The following is a 24,989-nucleotide window of genomic DNA, read 5'->3' on the forward strand; positions in this document are numbered from 1 at the left end:
CGGACGACAACGAAAAAATTGGAGAAGGCTGTATGTCAGAGCTAATGATTGAAGATCTGATGGAGGAGGTGATTGAGCGGGGTGGGTCTGACCTCCATGTTTCCGCTGGGTTACCCCCCTACATCCGCATCAGTGGGCACCTCACCCCAACGGAGCATCCACCGCTCTCTGCGGAGCAGTGCCAGCGACTCATCTTTAGTATGCTGAATAATACTCAGCGGAAAAATCTGGAACAGAATTGGGAGTTAGACTGTTCCTACGGGATTCGGGGTTTAGCTCGCTTCCGGGTCAACGTTTATAAAGATCGAGGCACCTACGCGGCCTGTCTCCGGGCTCTTAGTTCCAAGATTCCCACCATGGAAACCCTGGGATTATCAGATGTGGTACGGGAGATGTCTGAAAAACCTAGAGGTTTGGTGCTGGTCACTGGTCCTACAGGTTCGGGGAAATCCACCACCCTGGCTTCCATGATCAATAACATCAACTTGACTCGCGCGGAACATATTCTCACTGTTGAGGATCCGATTGAATTTGTCTATGAACCGATCAAGAGCCTGATTCACCAACGGCAAGTTGGGGAAGACACCAAAAGTTTTGCCAACGCCTTGAGGGCGGCACTGCGGGAAGATCCGGATGTGATCTTAGTCGGGGAAATGCGAGATTTGGAAACGATTGCCCTGGCGATCTCAGCGGCGGAAACCGGTCACCTAGTCTTTGGCACCCTGCACACCAGTTCTGCCTCCCAAACCGTGGATCGGATGGTGGATGTCTTCCCCCCGGAACAGCAGCAACAGATCCGAGTCCAGCTTTCCAACTCCTTGGTAGCTGTCTTCAGCCAAACCCTGGTATCGAAGCGAAACGTGAAACCCGGTGAGTTTGGCCGGGTGATGGCTCAAGAGACCATGATCGTCACCCCTGCGATCGCCAACTTGATGCGGGAAGGGAAAACCTCCCAGATTTACTCGGCCATCCAGACGGGCGGTAAATTGGGAATGCAGACTCTAGAAAAAGTTTTATCAGATCTTTACAAGGCTGGCACGATCTCCTTTGAATCTGCCATTTCTAAGACTTCCAAGCCCGATGAACTCCAACGGTTAATTGGCGATGCCCGGATACCCGGAAAACAGACAGGTGCCTATGTCACCCGTACCTAGGACTCCGTCAAGTTTGAGTGGATGGTTAAAGAGTTTGAAAGGGGGGTGTTTTTGAGCGTTTGCAACCCATCAAAAAAATCTGGACAGCCCCTAGTGTTCACCCATTTGAAAGGATGTGAAAAATGCCCACCTACGTTGCCCGTGTCCGAGACAGTCGAGGGAACGCCCGCACCCAAAAAATTGCTGCGGACTCTTTAGGGGAAGCCCGGACAGCCCTCCGCAGTCAGGGCTTATTTGTCCAAGATCTGAAAGCTTCCCAGGGCTTTGATCTGAGCAAAATTGACATGAAGACGATCGAGGCCGCGTTTACAAAGGTGACGGTAAAAGACAAGGCGATTTTTTCCCGTCAGTTTGCAGCCATGGTAAATGCGGGAGTTGCGATGGTCAGAAGTTTGGGGGTGCTATCGGAACAGTGCTCTAACCCTAAGATGAAGAAGGCTCTCCAAGGGATTAGTACAGATGTCCAAGAGGGTAGTAACCTGTCTGAGGCGATGCGGAAGCATCCGACCTGCTTCGACAATCTTTACGTCAGTATGATTCAGGCTGGCGAGGTGGGGGGGGTGTTGGATGAAGTCTTGGCTCGGTTGGCTAAATTGCTGGAAGATGTGGCTCGGTTGCAGAATCAGATCAAGTCGGCTCTGACCTATCCAGTGGTGGTGACGCTGCTGGCGGTGGGCATTTTTGTTGCCATGACGGTATTTGTGTTACCTACCTTTGAAGGCATCTTTAAGCAACTCAAGGTGGAGTTGCCAGAGTTTACCCAGTTTATGATGGCCATTAGTCGCTTCTTGCGCACTCCCCAGTATGTTGCCATTATCATTTTGCTCATGGGGGCGATCGCCTTTGGTTTCCAAACCTACTACCGCACCCGTGTGGGCCGGGAAACCATTGACCGCTTTTCCTTACAAATGCCACTCTTTGGCGAACTGATTCAAAAAACAGCAACCGCTCGTTTCTGCCGTACCTTTGGGGCATTGACCCGTTCTGGAGTTCCGATTCTCACGGCTCTGGAAATTGTGCGAGATACTGCGGGCAACCAGGTGATTGCCAATGCTGTAGACGAAGCCCGCAAGGAAATTCAGACCGGCGGCATGATCAGTATTGCTCTCCAGAAAGAAAAGGTGTTCCCTAATATGGCAATTCAAATGATCAGCATTGGGGAAGAAACCGGGGAGATTGACAAGATGCTGATGAAGGTAGCCGATTTTTATGAAAACGAAGTTGAAGAAACCGTAAAAGCCATGACCAGCATTATTGAACCGATCATGATTGTGGTCTTAGGGGGCATGGTGGGCTCAATTTTGCTGTCCATGTATCTGCCCATGTTTAAAGTCTTTGAAAAATTGGGCTAGGGATGAGGTGAACCCAATTCATGGCTGTACAACAGGCACACTATGAGACACTCCTGGCCGAGTATAGTAATTCACTGGCAGCGATCGCCCTGCTGAAACAATACCGCCCTTACTTAGAAATGATCCCGAGTATGCGGCGATCTGATGAGAGTGTGATCACTATTCCATTGCCGACAATTCGACTCCGGCAGCCCACCCAGACGGCGAACCAAGGCGGTGACTCCCCATCAGCTGCGGTTATCCAGGTAACCTCTCTGCCCTGCGATATCGCAATCTTGATGTGTGATCCGGAATGGAAGATTAAAACCGGGGTGGAGATTTTTGTGTTTATCCATCGCCCCCAGGAGGACTTTTCCGACTTCCTGGGACGGTGGCGACGCACCCAGGTGTTATTGAGTCATACCTACGAGTGGATGATGCCTCGGCGTTACCGGCACATCATCAGCGATGGGGCTAACGACATCCATCCACTATTTGTCGTCTTCCCTGAAACCGTGGAACGGATTCGACGAGGGCTGAAAGGTGCTTGTCTGCCCTTTGTCACCCAATCCCTGCAGCTTCAAGAATCTGAGCAAGCAGAATCCCGATCCTCTGAGGAATTGGGGGTGGATTGATTCGAGATTCTGCAACTGGGTTTAGCCTACGAATTGGGGCATGACTTCGGCGGAGGTAAACAGACCGTAAAGCCCTCGCTCATGAAGTTGCACCCCCGTCTTGAGGTAGCCAAAGGCAGGCCCACAGACATTGGCTGCCATACTGGTTTCATCTCCAAGGGTGAAGGTATGGGTAGAGATCCGACCTTCAAATGTGCGTCCGGTGACCTGGACATTGGTACTCAGGGGTTTCTGGGGATTCCGGGTATCGACGACCCCGCCAACGCTGACGCGATCGCGGGGACAAACCCCGGCCAACTCTAGCAAAATATCATCCGCGTGTTCCATGCCCTCAAGGGTCAATAGGCCATTGGTTTGATCCAGGAGGGCTGTGACTTCAGCATCACTCATCTGACTAGCTTGCTCCACTGTATAGCCAGGAAGGTGGGCAATATCTTCCCGAATCGTAGCCTGGTAGGCCTCCCAGTTGGCAATTCCGACCCCAAAGGTAATCTTGACTCGATGAATCTCAGCATAGCTCTGGGCAGCTAGGGCGGCGGCGGCGGTCAGCAAGCCGGGTGTTGCCCCACAACCGGTGAGATAGGTAATTCCAGCTGCTTGCAAATCAGACTGGAGGGATAGCAACTGCTCGACCGCACTCGTGCGTTTAATGGCATCGACCAGAACCCCTCGCCAGCCCGCCTGAATGAATTGTTGTGCCACGGAAACCATAAAGGTGTTGGGGAGATTGGGGAGGGCGAGAAAGTAGCCGACCACCCCCTGAGCCTGGGTAATCAACTCTGTGATACTTTGGCGGCTGAGCAACCCCCCCCGGTTCCAGATAGCCCAGGGTTCCCTGGGCTTGATAGGTGGTGATACACGTATCGGCATCCAACCCAGTTGCTGAAAAGGCGTACCCCTGTTGATCAGCGGCGGCTACCCACCGCATTTGTTGCTTGGTTGCTAGCACCCGAGCGGCGGCTTTTCCCAGACCGCCAAACCCTAAAACACCCACTGGAATTGGTGACTTGGCCAACGGAGTCGCGGCAGTGCGGTGATTGACTTGACTGGTGACTTGGTTTGTAGGCATAACCCTGCTCAATCGCAATACAGAATTTAATTATCAGGGAGGAGAGGTTCAACAGCTCCGGCTTGCCTCAGAAAATCATGAGCGGATCAAATTTTATCGCTATTGATCCGGCTTGACGGCAATTGCAAGTTGCGCGAAACTGTCAAGTAATAATCTAGCAGCTCACAAATTTCCATATTTATGTAACGTTTTGAGTTGTAATACCATAATTTTCGTAAGAATTGTGAGACATTAATCCACATCCAAATGAATATTTGAGCAAGCTCCCTAAGCGCCACCCCCAGAGTCCGTCGTTGTCAGATCTTGCGGGCTAAATATTGGCAGTAGCCACAATCATCTCTTTAACCATTTTTCATAGGCAAGCCTGGAAGCAAATGGAAACCCTAGAATTTGTAATTTACCCGGACGGGCGCGTACAGGAGAAGGTAACGGGTATCGCTGGCACTACCTGTGCAGACGTAACGGCGGCGCTGGAAGCACAGCTTGGGCAAGTTCTGAGAGTGGAGCCAACGTCTGAATATTATGCCCAGAGTGTCGCCGATGCCAATGCCGTGCAAACCCAGGTAACTTTCAGCGAGTGGTAGCTCTGGAAAGCCATTGATTTATCCCATCTCATTGATTGAAAAATACCATGTCACACTTTAGCCAAATTAAAACTCAAATTCGCGATCTCACTTCTTTACAAGCAGCGCTTTCCGACTTGGGAGTTGATTGGAAGCCGGGTCCCCAAGAAGTTCGGGGATATCGGGGACAAACCCAAGCAGCTGAAATTGCAATTGAGCAACGTAATGGCTATGATGTTGGCTTTTGCTGGAACGGTCACGGAATATGCCTTGGTTGCCGATCTCCAGTTCTGGCAACAGCCCTGGACCGTAGAGCGGTTCTTGAGTCAAGTCACTCAGCGCTACGCCTACCACACTGTGGTGAATACCACCACAGACCAAGGCTTTCAAATTACAGAGCAGCAAAAGGCTGAGGATGGTTCCATCCGCTTGGTGCTCCAGCGCTGGAGTGCCTGATGACGCACATCCCTTTAGTGTCTGACTCAACCAGCGTTCACCCTGTATCAAGGGCTGAAGTGCTGCGGACGGGGCTAGAACCCGAATTCGGGGGGGTGCTTCCGGAGCATCACAGACAGATCGGGGCTGGAACCCGAATTGGGAGGGTCACTCCGGCAAAAAGGGGTCTATGTGGATGAGATTACCTGTATTGGGTGTAAGCATTGCGCCCACGTTGCTCGTAACACCTTCTACATTGAGCCCGATTACGGCCGTTCCCGCGCTATCCGCCAAGATGGTGATGGGGAAGCATTGATTCAAGAAGCTATTGATACCTGTCCCGTGGACTGTATTCACTGGGTGACCTATGCCCAGCTCCAGCGGTTGGAGCAAGAGCGTCAGCACCAAGCGATCCCCGGTGCGGGGCTACCGATTGATGCCGCGGCCATCGCCCAAAAACGGTACCGGCAAAAAATCACCCCAATAAAGTCCTTGATCCCGTCATTAAAGGTTGACAGCTACCACCCATGGATCGAGCCGCTGCTGAGGATCAGGGACAAATCCGTTGTAAGGTGGCCGTGAAATCTGGGTAGGAAATGGCCGCTGCTTCAGCCCCCTGGATAATTGTGGTGCCTCTGGCATTGAGAGCCGCGATCGCCAAGCTCATGGCAACTCGATGATCCCGATCGCTGTCTACCTCAGTGCCGACTAAGGGAGTGCCACCCACAATTTCCAGTCCGTCAGGCAGTTCGGTCACCTGAGCCCCCAGGCGACTAAGTTGGGTTGCCATCACCGCAATGCGATCGCTTTCCTTCACCCGCAGTTCCGTAGCATCACGAATCACCGTTGTTCCTTGGGCAAAGACAGCGGCGACGGCCAGAATCGGAATTTCATCAATCAACCGCGGGATAATAGCGCCACTAATTTCACAACTTTGGAGGGGACTATGGCGGACTCGCAGGTCAGCGACGGGTTCCCCAGCTACTTCTCGCGGGTTTTCGAGTTGGATCTGGGCACCCATTTCCGCTAAAACATCAAGGATGCCCGTGCGGGTCGGATTCACCCCCACATTTTCAATCACTAGGTTTGAGCCAGGAACGATTGCCCCCGCCACTAACCAGAAAGCCGCCGAACTGATATCTCCAGGGACAATCACCGTCTGACCCTGCAACGCGGCTGGCCCAGTAACCGTGACGCTATGGGTTTCGGGATCAACCGTGAGATCGGCACCAAAGGCTCGTAGCATCCGTTCACTGTGATCCCGAGAGAGCGCAGGTTCTGTAATGGTGGTCTTTCCTTCTGTCATCAACCCTGCCAGTAAAATACAGGATTTGACTTGAGCTGAAGCAATGGGTGAGTAGTAATGGATGGGCTGAAGGGTCTGTCCTTGGATGGCGAGGGGGGCAAATCCCCCCATCCGGAACCAGAGATCGGCTCCCATCTGCTGCAAGGGTCGGATGACTCGTAACATCGGACGCGATCGCAGGGATGCATCTCCTGTCACCGTGAAAAATCGCCCCGAGTGGCTGGCCAACAGTCCCAGCATCAGCCGCAGGGTGGTTCCAGAGTTACCTGCAGATAGCATATCCGTCGGTTCTTGCAGATTTCCCAGGCCAATGCCCTTCACCGTTACCTCTTTGGCATTCAACGCTGAAATCTCCGCCCCTAAGGCGCGAAAACAGGCCGCTGTACTCCGGGGATCTTCGCCCAATAACAAGCCCTGGATCACCGTTGTGCCATTGGCGATCGCTCCTAGCATCAAGGCTCGATGGGAAATGGATTTATCACCGGGAACTCGAATCCGCCCCTGTAGAGCGATCCCAGCTTCGGGGGGACGGATGGTCAGTGTCTGGAAAGATTCAGCAGTCTGCAATACAACGGTGGCAGCAGGCATTGGGATAAACTGAATAGAAGTTGCCAAAGGCGATCCTACCCTTTTCTGCCCTGTATTGGCGTTAATCCGCAGTTGGTAGCAAGCCAACTTATAATTTGTGACTAGGCAGCCCCATTTCCTTCATGGTCTCTATGTTGACCCGTCATCCTAAGCCTGTCTCCCTTTCTCTGATGGCAACGGATCTTCCCGTTTGGTCTGTGCTGGAAACCTCAGCTACCCTTTATCAGCAGGCACCGGAACAGTTTCATTTGCTCTTAACAGAACCAGTTGTCCAGTGTCCAGCCACCCCTGAACCACCCTCTATCCTTCAGGCAGCGGCTACTCCACGACTGCTGTGGTTGGAAATTTCCCCCTATCGTTTGATTATGACCATGCAGGGAAATGGCGGTTTCAGCTATCGCCACTGGTGGGAGCAGGGGGTCTATGGCATCAGCCGTTATTGGCTTCAGGACAGCGCACCGACCGTTGCCGATCATTTACGATTGCGAAACTTTACCCGCAGTCTCTCCTTGACCGGGCGGTCTTTACCCGAACGTCTGCGCCTAGAGTATGAACTCTGGACTGCTAATTTGCAGTTGGGTCAGTATGTGCTGCATCTAGAAATTCAGCATTAATATCAGTAGCATCTGCGAGGTGAAATGCCTCATTGAGGGGTGGAGCGTCCTAAGACCTTCTTGACTTGGAACCAGGCATCCCGGAGCTTCCAAAACTTGCTGGTTTCCATGGCGTGAATTTCCTCGCGGGCAGTTTCTACTTGAGCCTGAGTGTGCCTCAGATGGGCTAAGGCATAGTGATACTGAGAATCAGCATGGTTGAGCCGTGCCTGGGTATCCTGCAATTGGGCTTGGATCTCTTGCAGCTGGGCTTGGGTTTGTTGCCACTGAGTTTGGGTTTGTTGCAATTGGGCTTGAGTTTGTTGCCAGTGAGTCCAATTATCCAGGGCTTGAGCCTGCGATCGCTGAACTTCTGCTTGGAAGTATCGTAATAGAGACCATCGATCCGACTCAGGTTGGACAATAGACGGAGTCGTGGCTCGGAGAGCCAGCAATTGGAAGTAGTCCTGAACCATCGCCGCCACAGAACGATGGGGGGTTTGCTCTAGGTGGTGAGTGACTTGCGCCAAAAGTTGCGGTTGTTGGGAGAGAGTGCGCAGCTTGGCTACCACAGCGGTGGGATCTGGGCTGACCCGAAATCCATTGATCCCCTCGTGAATTCGGTCGGTGAAACTGCCAAGATTGGTTGTTAGGGTGGGAATCCGGAGGATTGCCAGTTCGCTGAGGGTATAGGAAAAAGTCTCCGGGACAATGGATAAAATGAGGCCTAGATCGGGAGCGATCGCCCGCACCCACAGGGTAAGATCCGCATGGGCATAATCGGTCGCCACCAAGTGAATTCCAGGGATGTCGGCAAACTGCTGACCAGCCTCTCCGGCACCCAACAAAAAAACTCTCGGCAAACTCCAAGATCTCAGGATAGGCTGCCTTAAATAGATCTAGCCCCTTAGCGAGAGCAAGTCGTCCTGGGATTAAAATCTTGAATTTTTCGCTAGGGAAACAGTTAACCTCCGTCACTGGTGTTTGCCCGGTGAGGGCAGCACCGTGGGGAATCACCACAAAATCAGCTTGCTCTAAAGCTGGTTCCAGCCCTATCAGGTGCCGTTTTACCGATGCGGAGGGGGTCACCAAGGGGATGCGCCGCTGCAAAACCCGTTCCAGAAATTGTTGGCGAATCGGCATCCAGCCCAAGGCTGACACATCGCGAAAGGCAATGTTATTAGTATTTTCGCGGAAGCAAGCCTGAAGATGACTGAGGTGACAATCGGTACAAACCTGATTGAAATAAATATTGATCGCCGCACAGAAGGGGTAGTAGTCATGGCACACCACCAGGGTCGGCAGATCTAGATTCAGAATTTCCAGGGAATGCCCGATCAGGGAGGAAATCACAATCGCAGTGACTGAATACCGCCGCAGAATTTCTTCGATGACGTAGGTATATTCTGCATGGGTCACCACCGTGCCAAAAATTGGCACGCTCAGTTCCCACGTACACAGAGGCTGGCCAGTGGGCACCCCCTCATAGAGAGCCAATTGGGGGCTGGGAACTTTGGGTTTGCCGAGGGACTTTAAAACAAGGTGGGTATGGGTGGAATCATGACTGCCAAAGTCATTCAACCAGCGTTCAACGCCGCCCCCCCAGCCGTGGAGGACATGGAGGATCACAGGTTTTGACATCATCTGCATCTGCATCGGGGAGAAATTCTGTAACGCTAGCGTTGTGCGGATGGAGGGGGCTGAATGGCCAAAGAGTAAGGGATGGCCAGACCAATCCAGAATAGAAAGTTTAAGCGATAAGACATCAATAAGGCCAGATCTAGCCCCTGCATCAGTAAGAGCACTCCACTCACCGCTAGCAACCCCAGCCCGAGATGGGTAAGGCTGCGCTCGATTGAAGTTTCCCGCACCTGGGTAGGCTGGCAGAAGTAGCTTCCAGACTGGTAAAGTACATACCCCATAAACCCAACCATCAGGAACGTGAGGGGTAGCCCCACTTCTGCACCCAGCTGTAATAACAAATTGTGGGCATGGGCCATGTGCCACCCCACTCGGCGATAACATTCGCTAGAGAAGCGACCAATGCCAACGCCGATCAGGGGGTATTGTTCGATCAGCTGAGTGGCACAGGCATAGAAGGGGCGGCGTTCCTCAAAGGAGGACACCAGGGAACCGCTGAGGGAGAACAGTCTCGGGGGGAGGGCCAGGGCTAGCAAGGGACGGAGTGAACTCTGAGCTAAGAGAAACAGCCCCAGTCCCAAGGCAGACCCCAGAAGTAAGATCCGATTAATTTTCATCTGCCCCGCTATCCAGATGAACAGAAGTACCATCACCACAAAGCCCATCAACCCGTTTTGCGATCCAGACCAGAGTAACAGCCCCACGGAGCAGAACAGCCCCAGAACTACTAACCCGTTGTTCCAGGTCAGTGCGTACTTGGGCTGTGATGAACTGATCCATAAAGTCAGAGCCAGACCCGCACTAAAGATGCAGTAGCCTGCCAGAATATTGGGATTAAAAAAACCGGCGGAGGTACTCAGACCCGCTTCCACTGGGCCAATGTAGCCATCAATCAGGGCGGTGCTTTCCCCCAACCAGTGAAACCGACCGTACCAATGCCCATAGTTCTCACCAATAGCGAGCAGGAGTTGCTGTGGTGTGGTCAACATCACTGCGTAGCAAAAGCCTTTGATTTCAGACACCGTAAACGGACGCAGGCTGAGGCAAAAGAAAAACGGAAAAAATGGCAGATAGTCGCTCAAAGCGACCCCCCCCGGTTGAATGATCTCCGGTTGAACTTTTCGCAACCCCAAACCTATCATGATCACAGCGATCCAGAGCATTATCGCCCATTGCTCACGACCCCTGTGTTTCCAGGGAAATTTCCCAACGGTGATCAGGGCCGCGATCGCATAGCAGGTCATACAAACAACGGGACTAATTGATAGCACCAGTGTGCCAACCACAAGCCAATTCTGACGACTGAACAACTGTGTCGCCATCCAGGGTAACCACATCTAAAACGTTCCACTAGGTTTGATCAGGACGAAATTCCAACCTTGAGACTGGACACGAGGTTGGATCAGGGCATTGCAGTCAACGGAGGAAATGGAGGGGATCAACTAGTTTTCAGACATTGTTGGATGTCGCTGATCCTCCATAATCCTAGAGACTTATCTTTGAAAATGCCATTTTCTTCCGTGCAACCTTCGACCAGCATCCGTGCCGGTGCAGGTAAACCAAATGGCTCAATTTCAAGATTCAGAACTCTCCATTCTCCGGTGACGATATCATAATTATGATCCCGTTCCGGAAAGGTGGTGGTCAGGAGAAATTTGGAGTTGCTTTTACAAATATTCTTTAAGGCTCGATGGATGTCGGCGAACGAAAAGTGAACCAGGCAATCGCGACAGAATATTAGATCAACTTGAGGTAAATTATCTGTGAGCAAATCTGCCTGAATAAAGGTGATATTGTCTGTTTGTTTTTTCTGATTGATCTCAATTATTTGTTTAACAATATCTGCCCCAATATAGCGAATGCCCTCTAGCTGCAGCTTGCTCATCCAATAAAAATCACCACAGGGAATGTCGAGAATGGACGATATTCCCCAGTCCTGGAATAAAATTGGCATCTCTGCCAGAATCGTTTGGGTTTGATCCAATCCTGATCCGGTTCCCGAGAGGGAGTCTGCACCGCCCCAAGCATTGCGCCTGAAAATATCTGTGAAAATATCTTCTGTGGATTGATGCTGGTCACGGTAAGCTGTGGATGCCCTTCTGAGGGAGTGATAAATGGTGGAGGGTAAGAAGGGAACGATTTGAGCAAGAGATTTGAGCGGTTTTAACAATTAAATTTTGCCTCCTAACCTGCAAGGGCGCATCATCTGCTCTGAGGGCAATGTCAAGGTCATGACCCACGAAAATGATCCCGTCAGGGCAATTGAGAGCAATTGAGAGCAATTGAACTTACCGCTGGGGGCTAGGCATACCCCCCAGGGAACTGCCCCAACGCTAACAGCAAGTGGTTACAGACTGATTTTCTGCGGTTATAGACACGCCACTCGCACCCAGTACCTCGTCGCTGGGAATGCCGAGGACTGAACAGGGAAAGTTAGAGTCTAATGTTTGGACGAAAGGATGGGCAATGGAATCACAACCTAAGAAGAGGGCAGTGGCACCCGATGCAATCACTGCCGATCGCAATTCTTGAGCAACCGTTCCGACCCGCAGTTGGGCTTGAAACGAGCCCCCCCATTCTTCCGCCAGACAATGGGCTTGCCAGAGAAACTGGTCTGCTTGTTCCAAGTGTCGTAAGTGATCTGGATGGGGCGTCACCGATCCTTCCGGGATCACATAAACCACCTGCACCGTCACAGGCTTGCGGGTCACCAGCCGCGTTTGATGGGCAATCCACAGCGCTAAATCCAGCGCGGTTTGACTATTGGGGGACGCATTGTAACCCACGACTAAACTAATCGCAGCCGATGTGATCCAGGGAGCACCCCCAGGCATCGGTACCGACATCAGGATCATTTGTTTGGCTAGGCCACGACGCTCGAGGGCATCCTCTAAGCGCAGCAGCATGGATTTAATATTCATTACTTGGGCCTCTACTCATTTGAACCATGGGCAGGCAGGCTCACCCACTCTCCCACCCCAATAGGTTGGTGGAGTTTCCATACGACTTTTTCAGCCATGGTAGCTCCATCCATAGTTGATTAACTGTTGATACCGAATCTCCTCAGAGTCGAAGGCAGATACAGTAGACGCAACTGTATCTATATCAGCCAGGGACACCGATAGAAGCTGACGTAGAAAAACGTTGCCTCTTTCAGTCTCCTCCCAATGCCGACGGAGTTAGCTGACGGGCTAGGGCTGAGAGATGCCCTTCTCTGGATATCCTCGTAAGGACAAGAGATACGCCCCAAAACATTGGTTCCTCCGCTCCAGGTTTTACCTCACACCCAATTGCTTAAAACAGGTTTCCTGGATTAGGCTGACTTCACCTAAGGTATTTTCAGGAATTTAGCACTCCCGTGGGAATTAATCAAGATTAGGGTCGCTCCGGTTCCTCTGTGCCAGAGCAACCTAGGTAATCTCTAAGGCTACATCCACCTCTAGACTAACACCTGGCGGCAACTGAATCAGGCCATCTCCAGTATTCAAGGCGTTGCGAGGGGCACTCCAAGGCTCAAGGCAGTAAAAATCTTTGCCCTTCAACGTCCAAAAGACCAGGGTGGTGTAGTTGTCGTCGTAGGTGAGGGTCAACTTCCGCATCTGACTCCGATCAACCACGCTGGCAGTCTGGGCAGAAAGTTGGCGAAACCCCCAATCAATTTCCTCTAGGTCAAAGTCAAATTTTCCTGAGAAGGGTTGTCTAGTCTGGGTTGATTGTGCCTGATACTCCGTTGCTGGAATTTCAAATTGCAGTTGGGTCTTGTCAGGGGCGGCAAAATAAGGGTGTAACCCAGTTGAGAAGGGCATCGGATCAGGGCTGAGGTTGGTATAGCACTGCTGAATTAGCAACTGCTTGCCTTGGATCTGGTAGGTAAACAGGACTTCAAACTCAAAGGGGTAGACCGCCAGGGTTTGCGGGTTACTGGTGAGTTGTAGGGTCAGATGGGTCGATTGAGTGGCATCCAGAACGTCCCAGGGGAGATCGCGGGCAAAACCATGCTGCTTGAGGGTGTAGGTCTGTCCCTGATAGGTATAAGTATTGTTGGGAAGATTGCCACAGATGGGGAAAAGGATGGGAATGCCACCCCTTACGGAGAGGTCGGGTTGGGCAAAGCGGGCGTGATCAAGATACAGAATGTCTTGGCCACCAACTTGCCAGCGGGTAACGATGCCACCCCTTGCTGGTACGACCTCTAGACGTGCCTCAGCTGTCGGGTCTTCCAAAATATAAGTGGGATAGGGAGGTTGATGATCAATCTCAGCCACAGGTCGATCTCCTTGGAGTAGATTTGCGAGGGGGATGCTGGGCCTGTGCCCCAGCTTGGAGGAGGTGCTGCATCCCCAGCTTGGTATGGGGGGATTCTGCCGCTGCATAGAAAGCAGCGCTACGAGCGATCGCACGGATTTCTCCGCCACTGATCGGCCATTGTTCTGCCAGCACCCGCCAATCAATATTGGGGTCTAAGGGGGTGGGGGTGGGAATTGCCTGTTGCCATAACTGGAGTCGCGCCGCCAGATCTGGGATGGGAAATTCCAGTGTCTGGTAAACCTGCTGCCGCCACTGCCATTTAACCATCTGAATGTAACGGACGGACAAAAATGTCAGCCCCGATTGTAATTGCCGCTGACACCAGAAGTGCTGGAACTGAGCCGCTGACACTAGCGGTGTGCGTCCCAACCAGAACTGAGCGGACTTAATCAGTAGGAGTACGGGGGACTGGTGGAGAATTTCTTGGAGTAATTTCTCTTGGTCCGCTAGAGCCACCTGAGCCAGATCGACGATCGCGATCGGGAGCTGCAAGGTCTGGGCGATCGCCCGCACGGCTGTTGTTTTGCCGGTTCCTGCTGCACCACTGAGCACCACCATAACACCCTGGGGGACATCGCCTTGAAATCCCCAGACCCGATCCACCTGGGATTGCAGCTGGATGCGATCGCAAAGGGTTTGGAGATGTTGCATCAAGGCCGCTGGAAGCACTAAGCCAGTTTGCGCTAGCCCAGATTCCGGGGTGACTGGAGTCCCCCCCTGTCGGGTCACCGGGGGAGTGCCCAGTGGTTGCCAGAATCGCAGCAGCGGTGGTGGGGCGGGGGATGCCCCTTGTAATAGTTGCTCTAAGACGGTGGGATGGGGCGACTCTGCCAACAGATAGTTGACTAAGGAGTCTGACAGTTGCAGGGCGTAGCGGAGGAAGATGCCTTCCCCTTGGGATCGCGGCAGCAGTAAGTGATATTGCATTAGCAACGACGTTCCCGGTGTCAACCGCATGCGAGCGGCTTGCCACTCCCCATCATTGCGGCACAGCAATCGCAACACTAGGTCTACCGTAGGTAAGCTACTGCGGCCCTCGCTGATCCCCGATAGCTCACCCGTTGCCTGCCCCCCCGACTGTCCCCCGAATCATTGGTTTGCAAATAACTGTAGATTCGGCCATAGCGCTGGTTAATCTCCGGAGCCAAACAGAGCAACAGCAGATTTCTCTCAAAACAGCCAAGATGCAGGCGATCGCCCAAACAGGGAATTCCTAGAAAGATGCCCTGCTGAAGACTGGCGGCAATCCGTAGTTGCAGTTGCTGCTGATAACTGGGCAGGGAAGCAGCGGCGGCGGGGGGACGGGGCGATCGCCCACGGGGCATATCTCCTGGCCCATCATAGGCCGGTTCTTGATCGAGAGCCATCAAACCCTTCCACCAATGGCTGGTCACCCGATCGGCTTTAGACTGAGCCAACCGATCGATTTCTCGAGTATCGCGGCGCTGGCGAGCGACAGCCACCAGCAACAGGCGTTCTAACCCATGGAGTTCCGCCTTGAGATAGGCCCAGTTGCTAGCAAATGGCTCAATCTGTCCACTGTGCATAGGGTTAGCGTAGTATCCGCAGAAATTCTAAGGGCAATCCATCCGCATCCGCAATAAATGCTACTTCGTAGACCTGATCGCCAATCATTTGTTGGGTCGGCTCCAGTAAAACTCTCAAACCAGGAGCAGGGTGAGTTTCAGACGCGGCCAGAAATCGAGTTTGCAGGTGTGCTAACCAGGTGGGTAAATCAGGGGTTCGCCCCGTCAGATCAAAGGAGAGATGGTAGTACCCGGTATAGTGCTCATCAGCAAAGGCATCGGCAGCGGGGTGGGGGTGGGGAATTTGTATCAGTTCAATCCGTCCCCCCAACCCTTCCAACCAGCAGGCGAGGGTGTACCCGGTGGTAAATCGCTGCTGCACCTCAAAGCCCAGCAACTCATAGAAGGCGATCGCTCGATGGATATCAGCAGTCCGGATGGAAGCGTGGTGCATAGCAATGCCGCAGTCAGGGGGTAAAAACAGAGCAGACAGACACCTTGGCTGCAATCACTCAAACAAGCGGAAATAGGGATAGCGTACCGGAGCACCAGGCTCCTTCTCTAGGTCAAAATTCACCACTGCCCAACAGGGTTCCTCCGCCGGATCGGGACTAAACTCCACTGGCAATCCATAGAGTCGGGGGCAGGGGGCTTCAAGTTGACCCCGCCAAGGGGTACTGCGCTCGAGATAGGTACTAATTAAATCCTGATAGCGACGGGCAATAATCACGCGGGTAGCCCGGTATCCCTGGGTGTACAGCCGATCCAAGGCTTCGTGAATTTCAAAGCGAATGCCATCGGGGTGGTTGTGCTGCCGATACCACTCCTGGTTCCACTGCCGCCAGTGCCGCCCCGATTGCAAGTGAACCAACTCCCCCGTTTTGGGATTGGATTCAAAGGCACCATGACGCTGACATAGGTAGGTATCGGTTAAGGTCAGCGCTGGAATTGTCTGGCGACAGTGGGGACACTGAATTTCGGGACCAAAGACGGGATATTGCAAGCCTGGAGTGATCATGAAGTGTCCATCATTGGCTGGCTCTCGGTGCATCAGCGCTTGTGGCTTTATTATAGCTAGATGGACGCTGACCGGAATCAAGCCCCCTCAGCATTTTTACCCAATCCCAGCGCCACCTCCAATGCCTCTCCCTTCCCCCAGCCCGAATGCTTTGCCTTGGCCACCCCCCGATCTAACACTGGCTGCCTTTGTAGCACCGAACGCCATCGTCATCGGGACGGTTACCGTCGGTCAGGGGGTCAGTATTTGGTACGGTGCCGTGGTGCGCGCTGACGTGGACGCAATCTCCCTGGGTGATTACACCAATATTCAAGATGGGGCAATCCTCCACGTAGATCCGGGACATCCTACCCTCCTGGAAGACTTCGTCACGGTGGGACACCGGGCAGTTGTCCATGGAGCCTATGTCGAGCGCGGCAGCCTGATTGGGATTGGAGCCGTAATTTTGGATGGGGTTCGCATTGGTACCGGCAGTATCATTGGGGCCGGAGCTGTGGTCACCAAGGATATCCCATCGCGATCGCTGGTGGTGGGAGTCCCTGGTAAAGTCATCCGGGAGGTCGGAGATGGAGAAGCACTAGATCTAATTGCCCATGCCCAAGCCTACGCAAAACTGGCCCTGGTGCATCAGGGCACTGGTAGCGATCTGGGCTTCTACCCCCCTTAAAGCTGGATGCAGTGGTTGAGGAGGCTGCTACAGGGACGGATGTCCATCTTTTTCCAAGATCTTTGCAAGGATTCTCAGCAAAACAGTAGCAAATGGGCGGGGTTCAGTTAAAATAAAATATGAGAATCGTTCAAAAATCTTATAGAAGGGAGATTGAAGATGGATATTGACTGGCGGTTATTAGTGGTGCTGCTGCCGTTACTCTTGGCAGGTGGTTGGGCGGTGAAGAATATCGGTCAGGTTGCCCTCAAGCAGGTTCAAGCCTTTCTCAATAAGTAGTCAGTCAGCCATGAATGGCACAAAAAAACCGACTGCTTTGATGTCTTCAAGCAGTCGGTTTTTTGGGAGTTGAGTTGGTTAAACCCGCGATAGTCTGCGGAGAGCTTGCGGCTCCACCACTGCTGGCACCGCAACCCTGGCTGTTGTAGCGGCGCTGCTCGGAGAGCGATCTTTGACCATCACCGCTGGCCATCGAATTGCCGAGTCAGACCAGTCCATGAGACCTTCTTGAAGTTCCCAGGAAGGTGCAAAGGGTGGGATTGCCAGAGAACAGGCTTTCCAGCCTCCACTGACCGGTGCACTCAACTGCTGACACTGTCCACCTCTTCGGCCTTCAGGTGTGTAGTACCGACAATGCCGACAGGTTATACCCAAACAACTCGAACTCCTCATGGGTCTTCTACTCTGAGAATCACTGATCCCCATTATTGAGGGTGTGCATTGTTGGTTTTTTTACAGAGCAACTTAGTCAAAACATCAGTTTATATAGGTTCTGAGGGTGGCTGATCCCAGAAGGTCTTTAAGATTTTTTTCAGATTTACTTTAGGAATAGATACACAACCAACCACAGGGAGACAATGGCTGTAATTCTCCTGAAAGTAGCTGGGGATCAACTTTAACTACAAGCGAGCCATCTACTCCCTGGTCGTAGTTAGGGTCAAGAAAGGTCACTTGAACCAGCAATTGCTGTCACTGATTGCTGATCACAGAGGTTGACATCTATAGGGGAGTTATTGACAGGCGGATAGACGTGATCTCCCAAATAATCCTCCAGATCAGGATCAGTTGCGGGTGCGATCTCGGCTGGTTTTGTCGTTGAGAGAGTCGTCATCCTCCGCAGAAATGTAGTAGACTCTGCCACAGAGGATGTCTGAAAAGACAGTCTAGGGAGTCACGGCTACACATGGTGAAAGCTTGTAGCTGATTCCAGGGTGAGGCTACAGAGCTTACAAGGGACATTTTTTAGAAATTAGGAAAGTATACTTCTCAGACATCCTCTGGTAGTGCTTGTCCCATCCTTAGCGTTTGAGATGCCTCACCACCTATATAACCTGGTTGCCTTTCTGATTTCTGCCCTGGTAGTGCTTTGCATCACACCATTGGTACGGAAAGTTGCCCTCAAGAGCGGACGAGTTGACCTCCCCAATGCTCGTAAGGTTCATCAAGGCCCAATGGTGCGGTTGGGAGGGGTGGCAATTTTTGCCGGTGTCTTGTTTGCACTGCTCAGTGTGTGGGCGCTGGGGGGGTTTGGTCTCCAGGCAACGGCAAAATCGAATGAGGTCTGGGGGGTGACGATTGGGGGACTGGCCTGCTTCCTGATTGGCTTAGCAGACGACTTATTTGGCCTCTCTGCCTCTGTCAGGTTATTGCTCCAGGCAATGGTTGCGGCCACCGCATGGTATATGGGAGTCCATATAGATTTCCTGACAATTCCCTTCGTAGGCTTGGTACATTTGCCCGATGCTTTGAGTTTAATCATGACGGTGATCTGGCTAGTGGGAATGGCGAATGCCATCAACTGGATTGACGGTTTGGATGGTTTAGCGGCGGGGGTCTCAGGCATCGCCGCAGTGGTGATGTTAATTACCAGCTTATTTATGCAGCAGCCTGCGGCAGCGCTGATTGCCGCAGCCCTAGCCGGAGGAGCCTTAGGGTTTCTTCGCTATAACTTCAATCCTGCCCAGATTTTCATGGGAGATGGCGGTGCGTACTTCATTGGCTTTACCCTAGCGGGGGTGGGGGTGATTGGTTTGGTGAAAAGCCTGACCACCGTTGCCGTCGTTTTGCCCTATGTAATCTTGGCAGTGCCAATTTTGGATATGTCGGCGGTAATTGTAGCCCGACTGCGGCGGGGGAAGTCTCCGTTTGTAGCCGATAAACGCCATCTCCACCACCGCTTGCTGCAAGCAGGTATCTCTCACCGTCTGACCGTGCTTTATATCTATGTATTGACGCTGTGGGTAGGTACGTTGGCGCTTGCTGTATCTGGGATTCCCAGTGGTCTAGGGTCAGCAATTGGTGCCACCTTGTTGTTGGGCTATACCAGTTGGCAAGTCTGGAAGTCCACGCGCCAGTCACAGACCTAGAGAATTTCCCGAAGCGGCATCGACCAGACTGGATCGGAAACAGATACCCTGAGAGTACTGATGTGTGTGAGGTCTGGTTCATGAATCAGGGCGCGGAGATCATTTGTGTCGGCACCGAGCTGTTACTGGGGGATATTGTCAATACCAATGCCCAGTTTCTCTCTCAACAACTGGCCCAGTTAGGGATTCCCCACTACTACCAAACCGTTGTTGGAGATAATCCGGTGCGGCTGAAACGGGTTTTAGCGATCGCCTGTGAACGTTCCCAAATTTTGATCTTCACGGGGGGGTTTGGGGCCTACCCCTGACGATTTGACCACAGAAACGATCGCCGACTTTTTTGATGTGCCCCTGATCGAGCGCTCCGAGATCCTGGAAGATATGGCACAGAAGTTTGCCCTTCGGGGTCGCACCCTAACACCAAGTAATCGCAAACAAGCCCTGTTACCAACGGGCGCTGATATTCTTCCCAATCCAGTTGGGAGTGCTCCAGGACTGATCTGGCAACCTCGCCCTGGCCTTACTCTTTTGACATTTCCGGGGGTGCCGACGGAAATGCAGCGGATGTGGCAGGAAACGGCGGTGCCGTTTTTACAACGCCAAGGCTGGGGGCAGCGAACTATTTATAGTCGCACTTTAAAGTATTGGGGCATTGCCGAGTCTGCCCTGGCAGAACAAATTCCCACCCTGTTAGCGCTGGAGAATCCCACTGTTGCCCCCTACGCCAACTACGGAGAAGTCAAGTTACGTATCTCGGCACGGGCGGCATCAGATGCGGCAGCTCAGGTCTTGATCGCTCCGATTGAACAACAACTCCGGGCGGTGGGGGGGCTGGATTGCTATGGTGCCGATGACGAAACCCTGGCAACCGTCGTCGGGAAGCAATTGCAAACCAGAGAAATGACCCTGGCGGTCGCCGAGTCCTGCACGGGAGGGGGGCTAGGACACCTGTTAACTGAGGTTCCGGGCAGTTCCCAGTATTTTCTCGGGGGGGTGATTGCCTATGAAAACTCCGTGAAGGAGACCCTGTTGGGAGTGGATGCAGGCGTGTTAGCCCAGGTAGGTGCAGTCAGTCGTGAGGTAGCGCAACAAATGGCTGTAGGGGTGCGATCTCGCCTGGGAGCAACTTGGGGCTTAAGTATTACGGGCATTGCTGGCCCGGATGGCGGGACGCCAGAGAAGCCCGTGGGGCTGGTCTATATTGGCCTCGCTGGCCCAGGGGCATCCGTCACCAGTTTTGAACATCGGTTTGGTAGTCAGCGGAGTCGCCCGGTGATTCGTCGTGTCAGTGCCTGTTCAGCGCTGGATCACCTGCGGCGTCAATTGCTACAAAAATGAGTTTAGTCAACCATGGGTTCAGCAGGCACAGGTCGCAGATGGTGAACCAATGCCTGGAGGCCCAATCGATAGCTGTCAGCCCCAAAACCACTGATCTGCCCAATTGCAACAGCAGCAATATAGGAGTGGTGGCGAAAAGACTCCCGCCGATAAATATTGCTGAGGTGAACTTCAACGGTGGGCAGGTTCACGGCTGTAATCGCATCCCTGATGGCAACACTGGTATGGGTGTAGGCTGCCGCATTGATCAACAGCCCTTGATGCTTGCCGAAGGCCTCCTGAATGGCATCCACCAGCATCCCTTCATGGTTGGACTGCAAGGTGGTGACATCAGCCTGAAGCCGCTGTCCCTCCACCACTAAGCCATGATTGATCTGATCCAGGGTGATAGAGCCGTAAATCGTTGGCTCACGTAGACCCAAAAAATTGAGATTGGGGCCATGGAGTACCAAAATACTCAGCAAGGAATGATCCTTCCTAATGGAGTAAGGGGAATAGGCCTAGTGACGAGAGGTGCGATCGTCAATGGGGATCGGGATCAGTTCAGCTTCTGGTTGGGCATCCGGACTGAGCAGGGCTTCAATTAACTTCCGTACCCAGTCAGTAACCTTGTCCAATATTTTTTCTAAAGCATCCATTGCTTGAACCGCTCCTTGCACTAGTTCGATGACTGCTCCAAATTGCCAGATAGATTGCTGCGATCGCAGTCTAAATTCACCGTACATGAAAAACCACTAATAAAACTGTCTACCTTAAACTGTTTGTGGAGGTTTGTGAGGTTTCTAGTTTATTTTGAGTTTTTCTTACCTAAATATAACTAATTAAAGCAAATGATCAAAGAACTTAACAACCCTGGGATCGATAGATGATGATTGTGCTCATGGGAGTGGCGGGTTAAGGAAGGTCAAGCATTGGCAGCCAATTGGCTGCTAACTTAGGTTGGAGGTTTACCGACGCAGACGATTTCCATGCCGTCGCCAACATTGCCAAGATGGATCAGGGATCGCCCTTAGACGATGGGGATCCTCAACCCTGGCGGCAACGGTTATTCGGCGCTGAATGGGGATCGCCCCGCTCGATGGCGCGATCGCCCCCCAAGTCTATGAATAACGCTCAATGGGGACTGTGAACATTGCCACCGCTGTAGCTACCTGTCTGGGGTGACAATCAACGGCACCCCACGGGTAGGATATGTTGTTAACTGGTTCGTCTGGCAAATTCCTTCCCAAGCAGAACTTCGTATGGTCAAATTTAAGTTCGCGGCTGTCATCCTCTGGCTGACGATGGCGCTGCCTGCCCTAAGTCAACCTGCTCCCGCCGATCTCAACTGCTATGTACAAGCGACCCAAGATGGGCGGGTGATCAACCTGGGGCAGCTATGTAGCAACCTTCAGGGTTCTCCGATTCAACTGCCAAATCGCAACGGCAGCGAGGTAACAGCAACCCCTGTATCCGATCCCGCCCACAAGACTTCTCTCAGTGCCTCGATCAACTCCTATGATGGGGATTCCCTCGTGGGTACCGTCACCAATAATAGCGATCGCACCGCTCTCTTTGTTGTTGTTCACTACGAAATTTTAGATGAACAAGGGAGCGTTATTAGCACTGGCACCATCGATACCGGCGCAGAGGATGTGGGACCAGGAGAGTCCGTCACCTTCAATGGGGTAGGACTCAAGCATGGTTATACAATCCGACCGACCTTTGTGCAATGGACATGGGCCAACTAAGGGATCATGCGGCAGCGGCAATCTAAAATTGGCTTAGGGCTGAGGTAATTGATCCAGCTGCCGCCGTACCTCCTGGATGTCTTGCCACATCAACCATTTAGGACTTCCCTTCTCCCGTGACTGGTTGCGGAGCAAATAGGCCGGATGGAAGATGGGCATACAACGCCGACCTTGCCACTCCATCCATTGGCCTCGGATTTGCGTTATCCCCCGCTTATCCCCTGTCACCCCTTTCACGGCTGTGGCTCCCGTCAACAGGATAATTTTGGGATCAACGATGCGGATTTGTTCTAGTAAGTAGGGACGACAGGCATCCACTTCGTCAGGGGTGGGGGTGCGATTCTCTGGGGGACGGCATTTGACTACATTGCAGATATAGACATCCTGCTCGGAACTCAGTTGCACAGATTCCAGAATCTTATCGAGGAGTTGTCCAGCCTTCCCCACAAAGGGCAGTCCGGTCTCATCCTCATTCTGACCCGGCCCCTCCCCTATAATCATGATCAACGCTTGGGGATTGCCTCGACTGATCACGACATGAGTGCGGGTTGCCCCCAAGCCACACCGCTGACATTGACTACAATCATGGTTCAGATCTGTCAGGGTGGCGTAGGTGCCAGGAGCAATGGGAATCTTGGCATTGGTGGGAATCAAATTCCGATCAACAGTTACTGCGGCAGTCGGTGGCAGCGCTGCTAACAGGTCAAACAAACTAATTTGGTCTTCGCTAGCCATGAATTTTGCAGCGATTTTATCCTTTACCTTAGCAGTTTGTTTTGCCTCTTAGAAAGGGGATGGATTATTGATTTCCATCCCCTTTCTAAGAGGCGCTGATTTACTTAAATTCGCTCAACAGCTCATAGAACAGGATTTGACAAGCCTTAGCCGCAATTCTAGAACGTGCTAGAGCTGCCGGAGTTCCCCCATCTTTCATTAGATCGATGGTTCTGCCAAGCTTCTCCCCGATCGAGTTTTTCAGCCTCTTACTCTTGACTTCAATCCTGGTGAAAACCCATTGCCAGAGAGCGATGCGGCATAATTTCGACCCCCCTAATATCCATCCTTGCGCCGACCCGGAAGAATTTTCCACCATGCCATACCCCAAGCTCAGCTTAAACGCTGCTAGGGAACGATAACGAACCCCTCTTTTGCCATTCCTGCTCCTCACCTTCTCCTTAATCTCATTCCCATTCTGATTCAGGAAAGACTCGAAAGGGTAGCAATAGCTGAGAAGAATCCCCCTGATCCGTCGTCCAAAGCCAAAACGGTCAAACACAGCATTGTATGCCTTGAACGAATCGGAATAGACATGCTCACAAAGAAGTCTTTCAATGCTAATTTGCTGATTTTCAAGGTTTAGAAGTCGTTTTGCATGTTCTAGGGAGAAATTAGATAATCCACTTCCAACGGTGGATGTTAATGACCTGCTATAGATTGTGTACGATCGCTTGGATAGTTCCTCGCCACAGATGAACCTCAGCATCGTCGGAGCTTCTTGATTCTTGGTTGGCTCCAAGTTTCGATTCATCATCTCCGGCCATTCATGAGCCAGATTTTGTCTGAGTCGATTTACAATTGGATTGGCAACCCGATTAAGATGCTTAAGCTGCAATCCTAGGGATCGAATTGTTGCCCCAATCCCAAAGATCTCAAAACGCAAGAAATACTCTGGATCGTTCAGATGATCAAAGGCGAAAACGGCTAAAGCCAGGGCATCAGCTTGGTCATTCTTACTAGGCAATTTTAAGCCCATCCGATAACCTCTAAGTTGAGCATGACCCACCCAAAGGATAGGGACATTTGCCTTGTCGAGCCAAGTAGCCCACAATCTAGAGTAATTCACGCCTGTAGGTTCCAGAACCACATAATCAGGCTTCATTTCAATCAACTGGTCGATCCCCTCTTTGTTTGCAGTCAGAATAGGGATTTTTGATCGATTCTCACGAAACCAATCCAAGGGTTTGGCGGGTTTCTCAGTGAGCGAACACGCAACAACTGAGGACTCGCAAACATCAAGCCCAACGATGATCATTTAATTTTCTCCAGGGTATACGTCTCCACAAACCCCTGTAATCCAAGACCTCAAATCACCCTAGCGCCTTGACTGACTCCGCAAGGCCAATTTACCTTCAAGTCTCGTGAGGGGAACCCTAATCGCCCACGCAAGGCCGCAAAGGATATAGATCTCGTTGCCAAGATCACTTTATTCTCAAGCCTTGACGTGATTGATTCTGGTTGCTGCAACCTTGTGGAAGGGTTACCGCGACATCCCATCCCAGGGGAGGGATGTTTCGCCAGAGTTTCACTGGCTCATCAGGCGGTTTGTTCAAAATGGATGGTCGGGTTCTACCTCCTGGTCAAAGGGGAAGTCGGGGAATTGAGCCGGGTCTGCTCGCGCGATCGCATTCAGAACCGCCGAGCGATCGCCGCCACTGAGCATGAGGCTATATTCATGCCACTTGAGGCAAAGGCCATCCAGTTCATCAATGATTTTGATTTCCCGGATTCCATCCAGATTGATGATCCGACTGCTCTCAGGCAACCTAACGAAGAAGGTCATGCCGAAGGCCTCCCTGAGTCGGACACGGCTCTATCCGCCAGAAGCAGGGCTGCATATTGTTGGGCGGTATCGATCAGGTCATCGCCGCTGCCATCCCAGGCTTCCAGGACGCGGTTAGTCGCTCTAAGTCCGCCGTGTCGAGGTTAGTGATGAATTCGATC

At 52.2% G+C, this 24,989-nt stretch carries 26 protein-coding genes, 4 pseudogenes and 1 riboswitch; of the genes and pseudogenes, 13 read left to right on the forward strand and 17 right to left on the reverse strand.

Features of this window, described 5'->3' with window-relative positions; genetic code table 11:
- Nucleotides 1–32 precede the first annotated feature (32 nt).
- The 3 genes from DO97_RS05630 to DO97_RS05640 all read left to right on the forward strand — a co-directional run bounded on the left by DO97_RS05630 (nucleotide 33) and on the right by DO97_RS05640 (nucleotide 3,120).
- The gene (locus tag DO97_RS05630) at nucleotides 33–1,154 is read left to right on the forward strand and encodes a type IV pilus twitching motility protein PilT (RefSeq protein ID WP_036531633.1); all 1,122 of its coding nucleotides are present in this window, start codon (nucleotides 33–35) and stop codon (nucleotides 1,152–1,154) included.
- A 122-nt stretch (nucleotides 1,155–1,276) separates the two neighbouring features.
- Nucleotides 1,277–2,506 (forward strand): type II secretion system F family protein, encoded by a 1,230-nt coding sequence (locus DO97_RS05635; protein WP_036531635.1) that lies wholly within the window; start codon nucleotides 1,277–1,279, stop codon nucleotides 2,504–2,506.
- 20 nt (nucleotides 2,507–2,526) lie between these two features.
- Nucleotides 2,527–3,120, forward strand: a complete 594-nt coding sequence (locus DO97_RS05640; RefSeq protein ID WP_036531637.1) for a hypothetical protein — start codon at nucleotides 2,527–2,529, stop codon at nucleotides 3,118–3,120.
- A gap of 21 nt (nucleotides 3,121–3,141) precedes the next feature.
- Here DO97_RS05640 and bioU read toward each other — a convergent pair.
- A pseudogene (gene bioU, locus DO97_RS30805) lies at nucleotides 3,142–4,189 on the reverse strand ((S)-8-amino-7-oxononanoate synthase BioU).
- A gap of 374 nt (nucleotides 4,190–4,563) precedes the next feature.
- On the opposite strand from bioU, the gene DO97_RS05650 reads away from it, so the two are divergent.
- From DO97_RS05650 to DO97_RS05660, 3 genes and pseudogenes are all read left to right on the forward strand, one after another.
- The gene (locus DO97_RS05650) at nucleotides 4,564–4,773 is read left to right on the forward strand and encodes a DUF2997 domain-containing protein (protein ID WP_036531638.1); all 210 of its coding nucleotides are present in this window, start codon (nucleotides 4,564–4,566) and stop codon (nucleotides 4,771–4,773) included.
- A gap of 47 nt (nucleotides 4,774–4,820) precedes the next feature.
- Nucleotides 4,821–5,208, forward strand: a pseudogene (locus DO97_RS30810) (DUF1257 domain-containing protein).
- Nucleotides 5,208–5,661, forward strand: a pseudogene (locus tag DO97_RS05660) (ferredoxin); the annotation flags it as partial. The pseudogenes DO97_RS30810 and DO97_RS05660, both read left to right, overlap by 1 nt.
- A gap of 76 nt (nucleotides 5,662–5,737) precedes the next feature.
- Here the strand turns inward: DO97_RS05660 and aroA are convergent.
- Nucleotides 5,738–7,081 (reverse strand): 3-phosphoshikimate 1-carboxyvinyltransferase, encoded by a 1,344-nt coding sequence (aroA, locus tag DO97_RS05665; protein ID WP_036531645.1) that lies wholly within the window; start codon nucleotides 7,079–7,081, stop codon nucleotides 5,738–5,740.
- 131 nt (nucleotides 7,082–7,212) lie between these two features.
- Here aroA and DO97_RS05670 point away from each other — a divergent pair, with 131 nt between their 5' ends.
- Nucleotides 7,213–7,695 (forward strand): hypothetical protein, encoded by a 483-nt coding sequence (locus DO97_RS05670; RefSeq protein WP_036531647.1) that lies wholly within the window; start codon nucleotides 7,213–7,215, stop codon nucleotides 7,693–7,695.
- Nucleotides 7,696–7,724: 29 nt separating this feature from the next.
- On the opposite strand, the gene DO97_RS24325 is transcribed toward DO97_RS05670, so the two are convergent.
- The 9 genes from DO97_RS24325 to DO97_RS05715 form a co-directional block, all read right to left on the reverse strand.
- Nucleotides 7,725–8,537, reverse strand: coding sequence for a glycosyltransferase (locus tag DO97_RS24325; RefSeq protein ID WP_162182948.1), 813 nt, complete (start codon nucleotides 8,535–8,537; stop codon nucleotides 7,725–7,727).
- Between the two features lie 813 nt (nucleotides 8,538–9,350).
- Entirely contained in the window at nucleotides 9,351–10,652 is a 1,302-nt protein-coding gene (locus DO97_RS05680; RefSeq protein WP_036531651.1) for an O-antigen ligase family protein, read from the reverse strand.
- A gap of 101 nt (nucleotides 10,653–10,753) precedes the next feature.
- Nucleotides 10,754–11,299 (reverse strand): class I SAM-dependent methyltransferase, encoded by a 546-nt coding sequence (locus DO97_RS05685; protein ID WP_204368494.1) that lies wholly within the window; start codon nucleotides 11,297–11,299, stop codon nucleotides 10,754–10,756.
- A 349-nt stretch (nucleotides 11,300–11,648) separates the two neighbouring features.
- Nucleotides 11,649–12,236: a universal stress protein gene (locus tag DO97_RS05690; protein WP_156120459.1), complete on the reverse strand. Its 588-nt coding sequence runs from the start codon at nucleotides 12,234–12,236 to the stop codon at nucleotides 11,649–11,651.
- Between the two features lie 232 nt (nucleotides 12,237–12,468).
- A riboswitch (cyclic di-AMP (ydaO/yuaA leader) is annotated at nucleotides 12,469–12,606 on the reverse strand.
- Between the two features lie 119 nt (nucleotides 12,607–12,725).
- Entirely contained in the window at nucleotides 12,726–13,580 is an 855-nt protein-coding gene (locus tag DO97_RS05695; protein ID WP_036531653.1) for an aldose epimerase family protein, read from the reverse strand.
- Nucleotides 13,573–14,628, reverse strand: a complete 1,056-nt coding sequence (locus tag DO97_RS05700) for an AAA family ATPase (RefSeq protein WP_081980637.1) — start codon at nucleotides 14,626–14,628, stop codon at nucleotides 13,573–13,575. Before DO97_RS05700 ends, DO97_RS05695 begins: the two co-directional genes overlap by 8 nt.
- Before the next feature lie 5 nt (nucleotides 14,629–14,633).
- On the reverse strand, nucleotides 14,634–15,170 hold the full coding sequence (locus tag DO97_RS05705; protein ID WP_036531657.1) for a hypothetical protein: 537 nt from the start codon (nucleotides 15,168–15,170) through the stop codon (nucleotides 14,634–14,636).
- A gap of 4 nt (nucleotides 15,171–15,174) precedes the next feature.
- The gene (locus DO97_RS05710; RefSeq protein WP_036531658.1) at nucleotides 15,175–15,603 is read right to left on the reverse strand and encodes a VOC family protein; all 429 of its coding nucleotides are present in this window, start codon (nucleotides 15,601–15,603) and stop codon (nucleotides 15,175–15,177) included.
- Between the two features lie 54 nt (nucleotides 15,604–15,657).
- The gene (locus tag DO97_RS05715) at nucleotides 15,658–16,167 is read right to left on the reverse strand and encodes a TIGR02652 family protein (RefSeq protein ID WP_036531710.1); all 510 of its coding nucleotides are present in this window, start codon (nucleotides 16,165–16,167) and stop codon (nucleotides 15,658–15,660) included.
- 121 nt (nucleotides 16,168–16,288) lie between these two features.
- Between DO97_RS05715 and DO97_RS05720 the strand changes: the two genes are divergently transcribed.
- Nucleotides 16,289–16,834 (forward strand): gamma carbonic anhydrase family protein, encoded by a 546-nt coding sequence (locus tag DO97_RS05720; protein ID WP_052128435.1) that lies wholly within the window; start codon nucleotides 16,289–16,291, stop codon nucleotides 16,832–16,834.
- A gap of 159 nt (nucleotides 16,835–16,993) precedes the next feature.
- Nucleotides 16,994–17,113: a photosystem II protein Y gene (locus DO97_RS05725; RefSeq protein WP_036531660.1), complete on the forward strand. Its 120-nt coding sequence runs from the start codon at nucleotides 16,994–16,996 to the stop codon at nucleotides 17,111–17,113.
- A gap of 78 nt (nucleotides 17,114–17,191) precedes the next feature.
- Here DO97_RS05725 and DO97_RS05730 read toward each other — a convergent pair whose 3' ends face one another.
- Nucleotides 17,192–17,488 carry a hypothetical protein gene (locus tag DO97_RS05730; protein WP_162182944.1) on the reverse strand — a complete coding sequence of 99 codons (297 nt, stop codon included), beginning with the start codon at nucleotides 17,486–17,488 and terminating at the stop codon, nucleotides 17,192–17,194.
- Between the two features lie 656 nt (nucleotides 17,489–18,144).
- Between DO97_RS05730 and DO97_RS05735 the strand changes: the two genes are divergently transcribed.
- Nucleotides 18,145–19,200: a glycosyltransferase family 4 protein gene (locus tag DO97_RS05735; RefSeq protein WP_036531720.1), complete on the forward strand. Its 1,056-nt coding sequence runs from the start codon at nucleotides 18,145–18,147 to the stop codon at nucleotides 19,198–19,200.
- An 80-nt stretch (nucleotides 19,201–19,280) separates the two neighbouring features.
- Nucleotides 19,281–20,538, forward strand: a pseudogene (locus DO97_RS05740) (competence/damage-inducible protein A).
- A gap of 2 nt (nucleotides 20,539–20,540) precedes the next feature.
- Here the strand turns inward: DO97_RS05740 and aroQ are convergent.
- Both aroQ and DO97_RS22015 read right to left on the reverse strand, forming a co-directional pair.
- Complete coding sequence (aroQ, locus tag DO97_RS05745) at nucleotides 20,541–21,002, reverse strand: type II 3-dehydroquinate dehydratase (protein WP_036531661.1); 462 nt, start codon at nucleotides 21,000–21,002, stop codon at nucleotides 20,541–20,543.
- 36 nt (nucleotides 21,003–21,038) lie between these two features.
- A complete protein-coding gene (locus DO97_RS22015; RefSeq protein ID WP_072016372.1) occupies nucleotides 21,039–21,263 on the reverse strand; it encodes a hypothetical protein in 225 nt (74 codons plus the stop codon).
- A gap of 197 nt (nucleotides 21,264–21,460) precedes the next feature.
- Here DO97_RS22015 and DO97_RS23755 point away from each other — a divergent pair, with 197 nt between their 5' ends.
- Both DO97_RS23755 and DO97_RS05755 read left to right on the forward strand, forming a co-directional pair.
- The gene (locus DO97_RS23755; protein ID WP_156120460.1) at nucleotides 21,461–21,667 is read left to right on the forward strand and encodes a hypothetical protein; all 207 of its coding nucleotides are present in this window, start codon (nucleotides 21,461–21,463) and stop codon (nucleotides 21,665–21,667) included.
- 112 nt (nucleotides 21,668–21,779) lie between these two features.
- Complete coding sequence (locus tag DO97_RS05755; RefSeq protein WP_036531663.1) at nucleotides 21,780–22,268, forward strand: FxLYD domain-containing protein; 489 nt, start codon at nucleotides 21,780–21,782, stop codon at nucleotides 22,266–22,268.
- A gap of 33 nt (nucleotides 22,269–22,301) precedes the next feature.
- Here the strand turns inward: DO97_RS05755 and DO97_RS05760 are convergent, their stop codons facing one another.
- From DO97_RS05760 to DO97_RS05770, 3 genes are all read right to left on the reverse strand, one after another.
- On the reverse strand, nucleotides 22,302–23,003 hold the full coding sequence (locus DO97_RS05760) for a uracil-DNA glycosylase (RefSeq protein ID WP_036531665.1): 702 nt from the start codon (nucleotides 23,001–23,003) through the stop codon (nucleotides 22,302–22,304).
- Nucleotides 23,004–23,103: 100 nt separating this feature from the next.
- Nucleotides 23,104–24,300, reverse strand: a complete 1,197-nt coding sequence (locus DO97_RS05765) for an IS110 family transposase (RefSeq protein WP_036531666.1) — start codon at nucleotides 24,298–24,300, stop codon at nucleotides 23,104–23,106.
- Nucleotides 24,301–24,594: 294 nt separating this feature from the next.
- A complete protein-coding gene (locus DO97_RS05770) occupies nucleotides 24,595–24,828 on the reverse strand; it encodes a hypothetical protein (RefSeq protein WP_036531668.1) in 234 nt (77 codons plus the stop codon).
- Nucleotides 24,829–24,989: the final 161 nt, after the last annotated feature.

It is taken from the genome of Neosynechococcus sphagnicola sy1, from assembly GCF_000775285.1.
GTDB lineage: Bacteria > Cyanobacteriota > Cyanobacteriia > Neosynechococcales > Neosynechococcaceae > Neosynechococcus > Neosynechococcus sphagnicola.

Coding starts and splice junctions, on each gene's coding strand:
- DO97_RS05630 (WP_036531633.1), top strand. CDS start 33: ATGTCAGAGCTAATGATTGAAGATCTGATGGAGGAGGTGATTGAGCGG.
- DO97_RS05635 (WP_036531635.1), top strand. CDS start 1,277: ATGCCCACCTACGTTGCCCGTGTCCGAGACAGTCGAGGGAACGCCCGC.
- DO97_RS05640 (WP_036531637.1), top strand. CDS start 2,527: ATGGCTGTACAACAGGCACACTATGAGACACTCCTGGCCGAGTATAGT.
- DO97_RS05650 (WP_036531638.1), top strand. CDS start 4,564: ATGGAAACCCTAGAATTTGTAATTTACCCGGACGGGCGCGTACAGGAG.
- aroA (WP_036531645.1), bottom strand. CDS start 7,081: ATGCCTGCTGCCACCGTTGTATTGCAGACTGCTGAATCTTTCCAGACA.
- DO97_RS05670 (WP_036531647.1), top strand. CDS start 7,213: ATGTTGACCCGTCATCCTAAGCCTGTCTCCCTTTCTCTGATGGCAACG.
- DO97_RS05680 (WP_036531651.1), bottom strand. CDS start 10,652: ATGTGGTTACCCTGGATGGCGACACAGTTGTTCAGTCGTCAGAATTGG.
- DO97_RS05690 (WP_156120459.1), bottom strand. CDS start 12,236: ATGAATATTAAATCCATGCTGCTGCGCTTAGAGGATGCCCTCGAGCGT.
- DO97_RS05705 (WP_036531657.1), bottom strand. CDS start 15,170: ATGCACAGTGGACAGATTGAGCCATTTGCTAGCAACTGGGCCTATCTC.
- DO97_RS05710 (WP_036531658.1), bottom strand. CDS start 15,603: ATGCACCACGCTTCCATCCGGACTGCTGATATCCATCGAGCGATCGCC.
- DO97_RS05715 (WP_036531710.1), bottom strand. CDS start 16,167: ATGATCACTCCAGGCTTGCAATATCCCGTCTTTGGTCCCGAAATTCAG.
- DO97_RS05720 (WP_052128435.1), top strand. CDS start 16,289: ATGCCTCTCCCTTCCCCCAGCCCGAATGCTTTGCCTTGGCCACCCCCC.
- DO97_RS05725 (WP_036531660.1), top strand. CDS start 16,994: ATGGATATTGACTGGCGGTTATTAGTGGTGCTGCTGCCGTTACTCTTG.
- DO97_RS05735 (WP_036531720.1), top strand. CDS start 18,145: ATGCCTCACCACCTATATAACCTGGTTGCCTTTCTGATTTCTGCCCTG.
- DO97_RS22015 (WP_072016372.1), bottom strand. CDS start 21,263: ATGTACGGTGAATTTAGACTGCGATCGCAGCAATCTATCTGGCAATTT.
- DO97_RS05755 (WP_036531663.1), top strand. CDS start 21,780: ATGGTCAAATTTAAGTTCGCGGCTGTCATCCTCTGGCTGACGATGGCG.
- DO97_RS05760 (WP_036531665.1), bottom strand. CDS start 23,003: ATGGCTAGCGAAGACCAAATTAGTTTGTTTGACCTGTTAGCAGCGCTG.
- DO97_RS05765 (WP_036531666.1), bottom strand. CDS start 24,300: ATGATCATCGTTGGGCTTGATGTTTGCGAGTCCTCAGTTGTTGCGTGT.
- DO97_RS05770 (WP_036531668.1), bottom strand. CDS start 24,828: ATGACCTTCTTCGTTAGGTTGCCTGAGAGCAGTCGGATCATCAATCTG.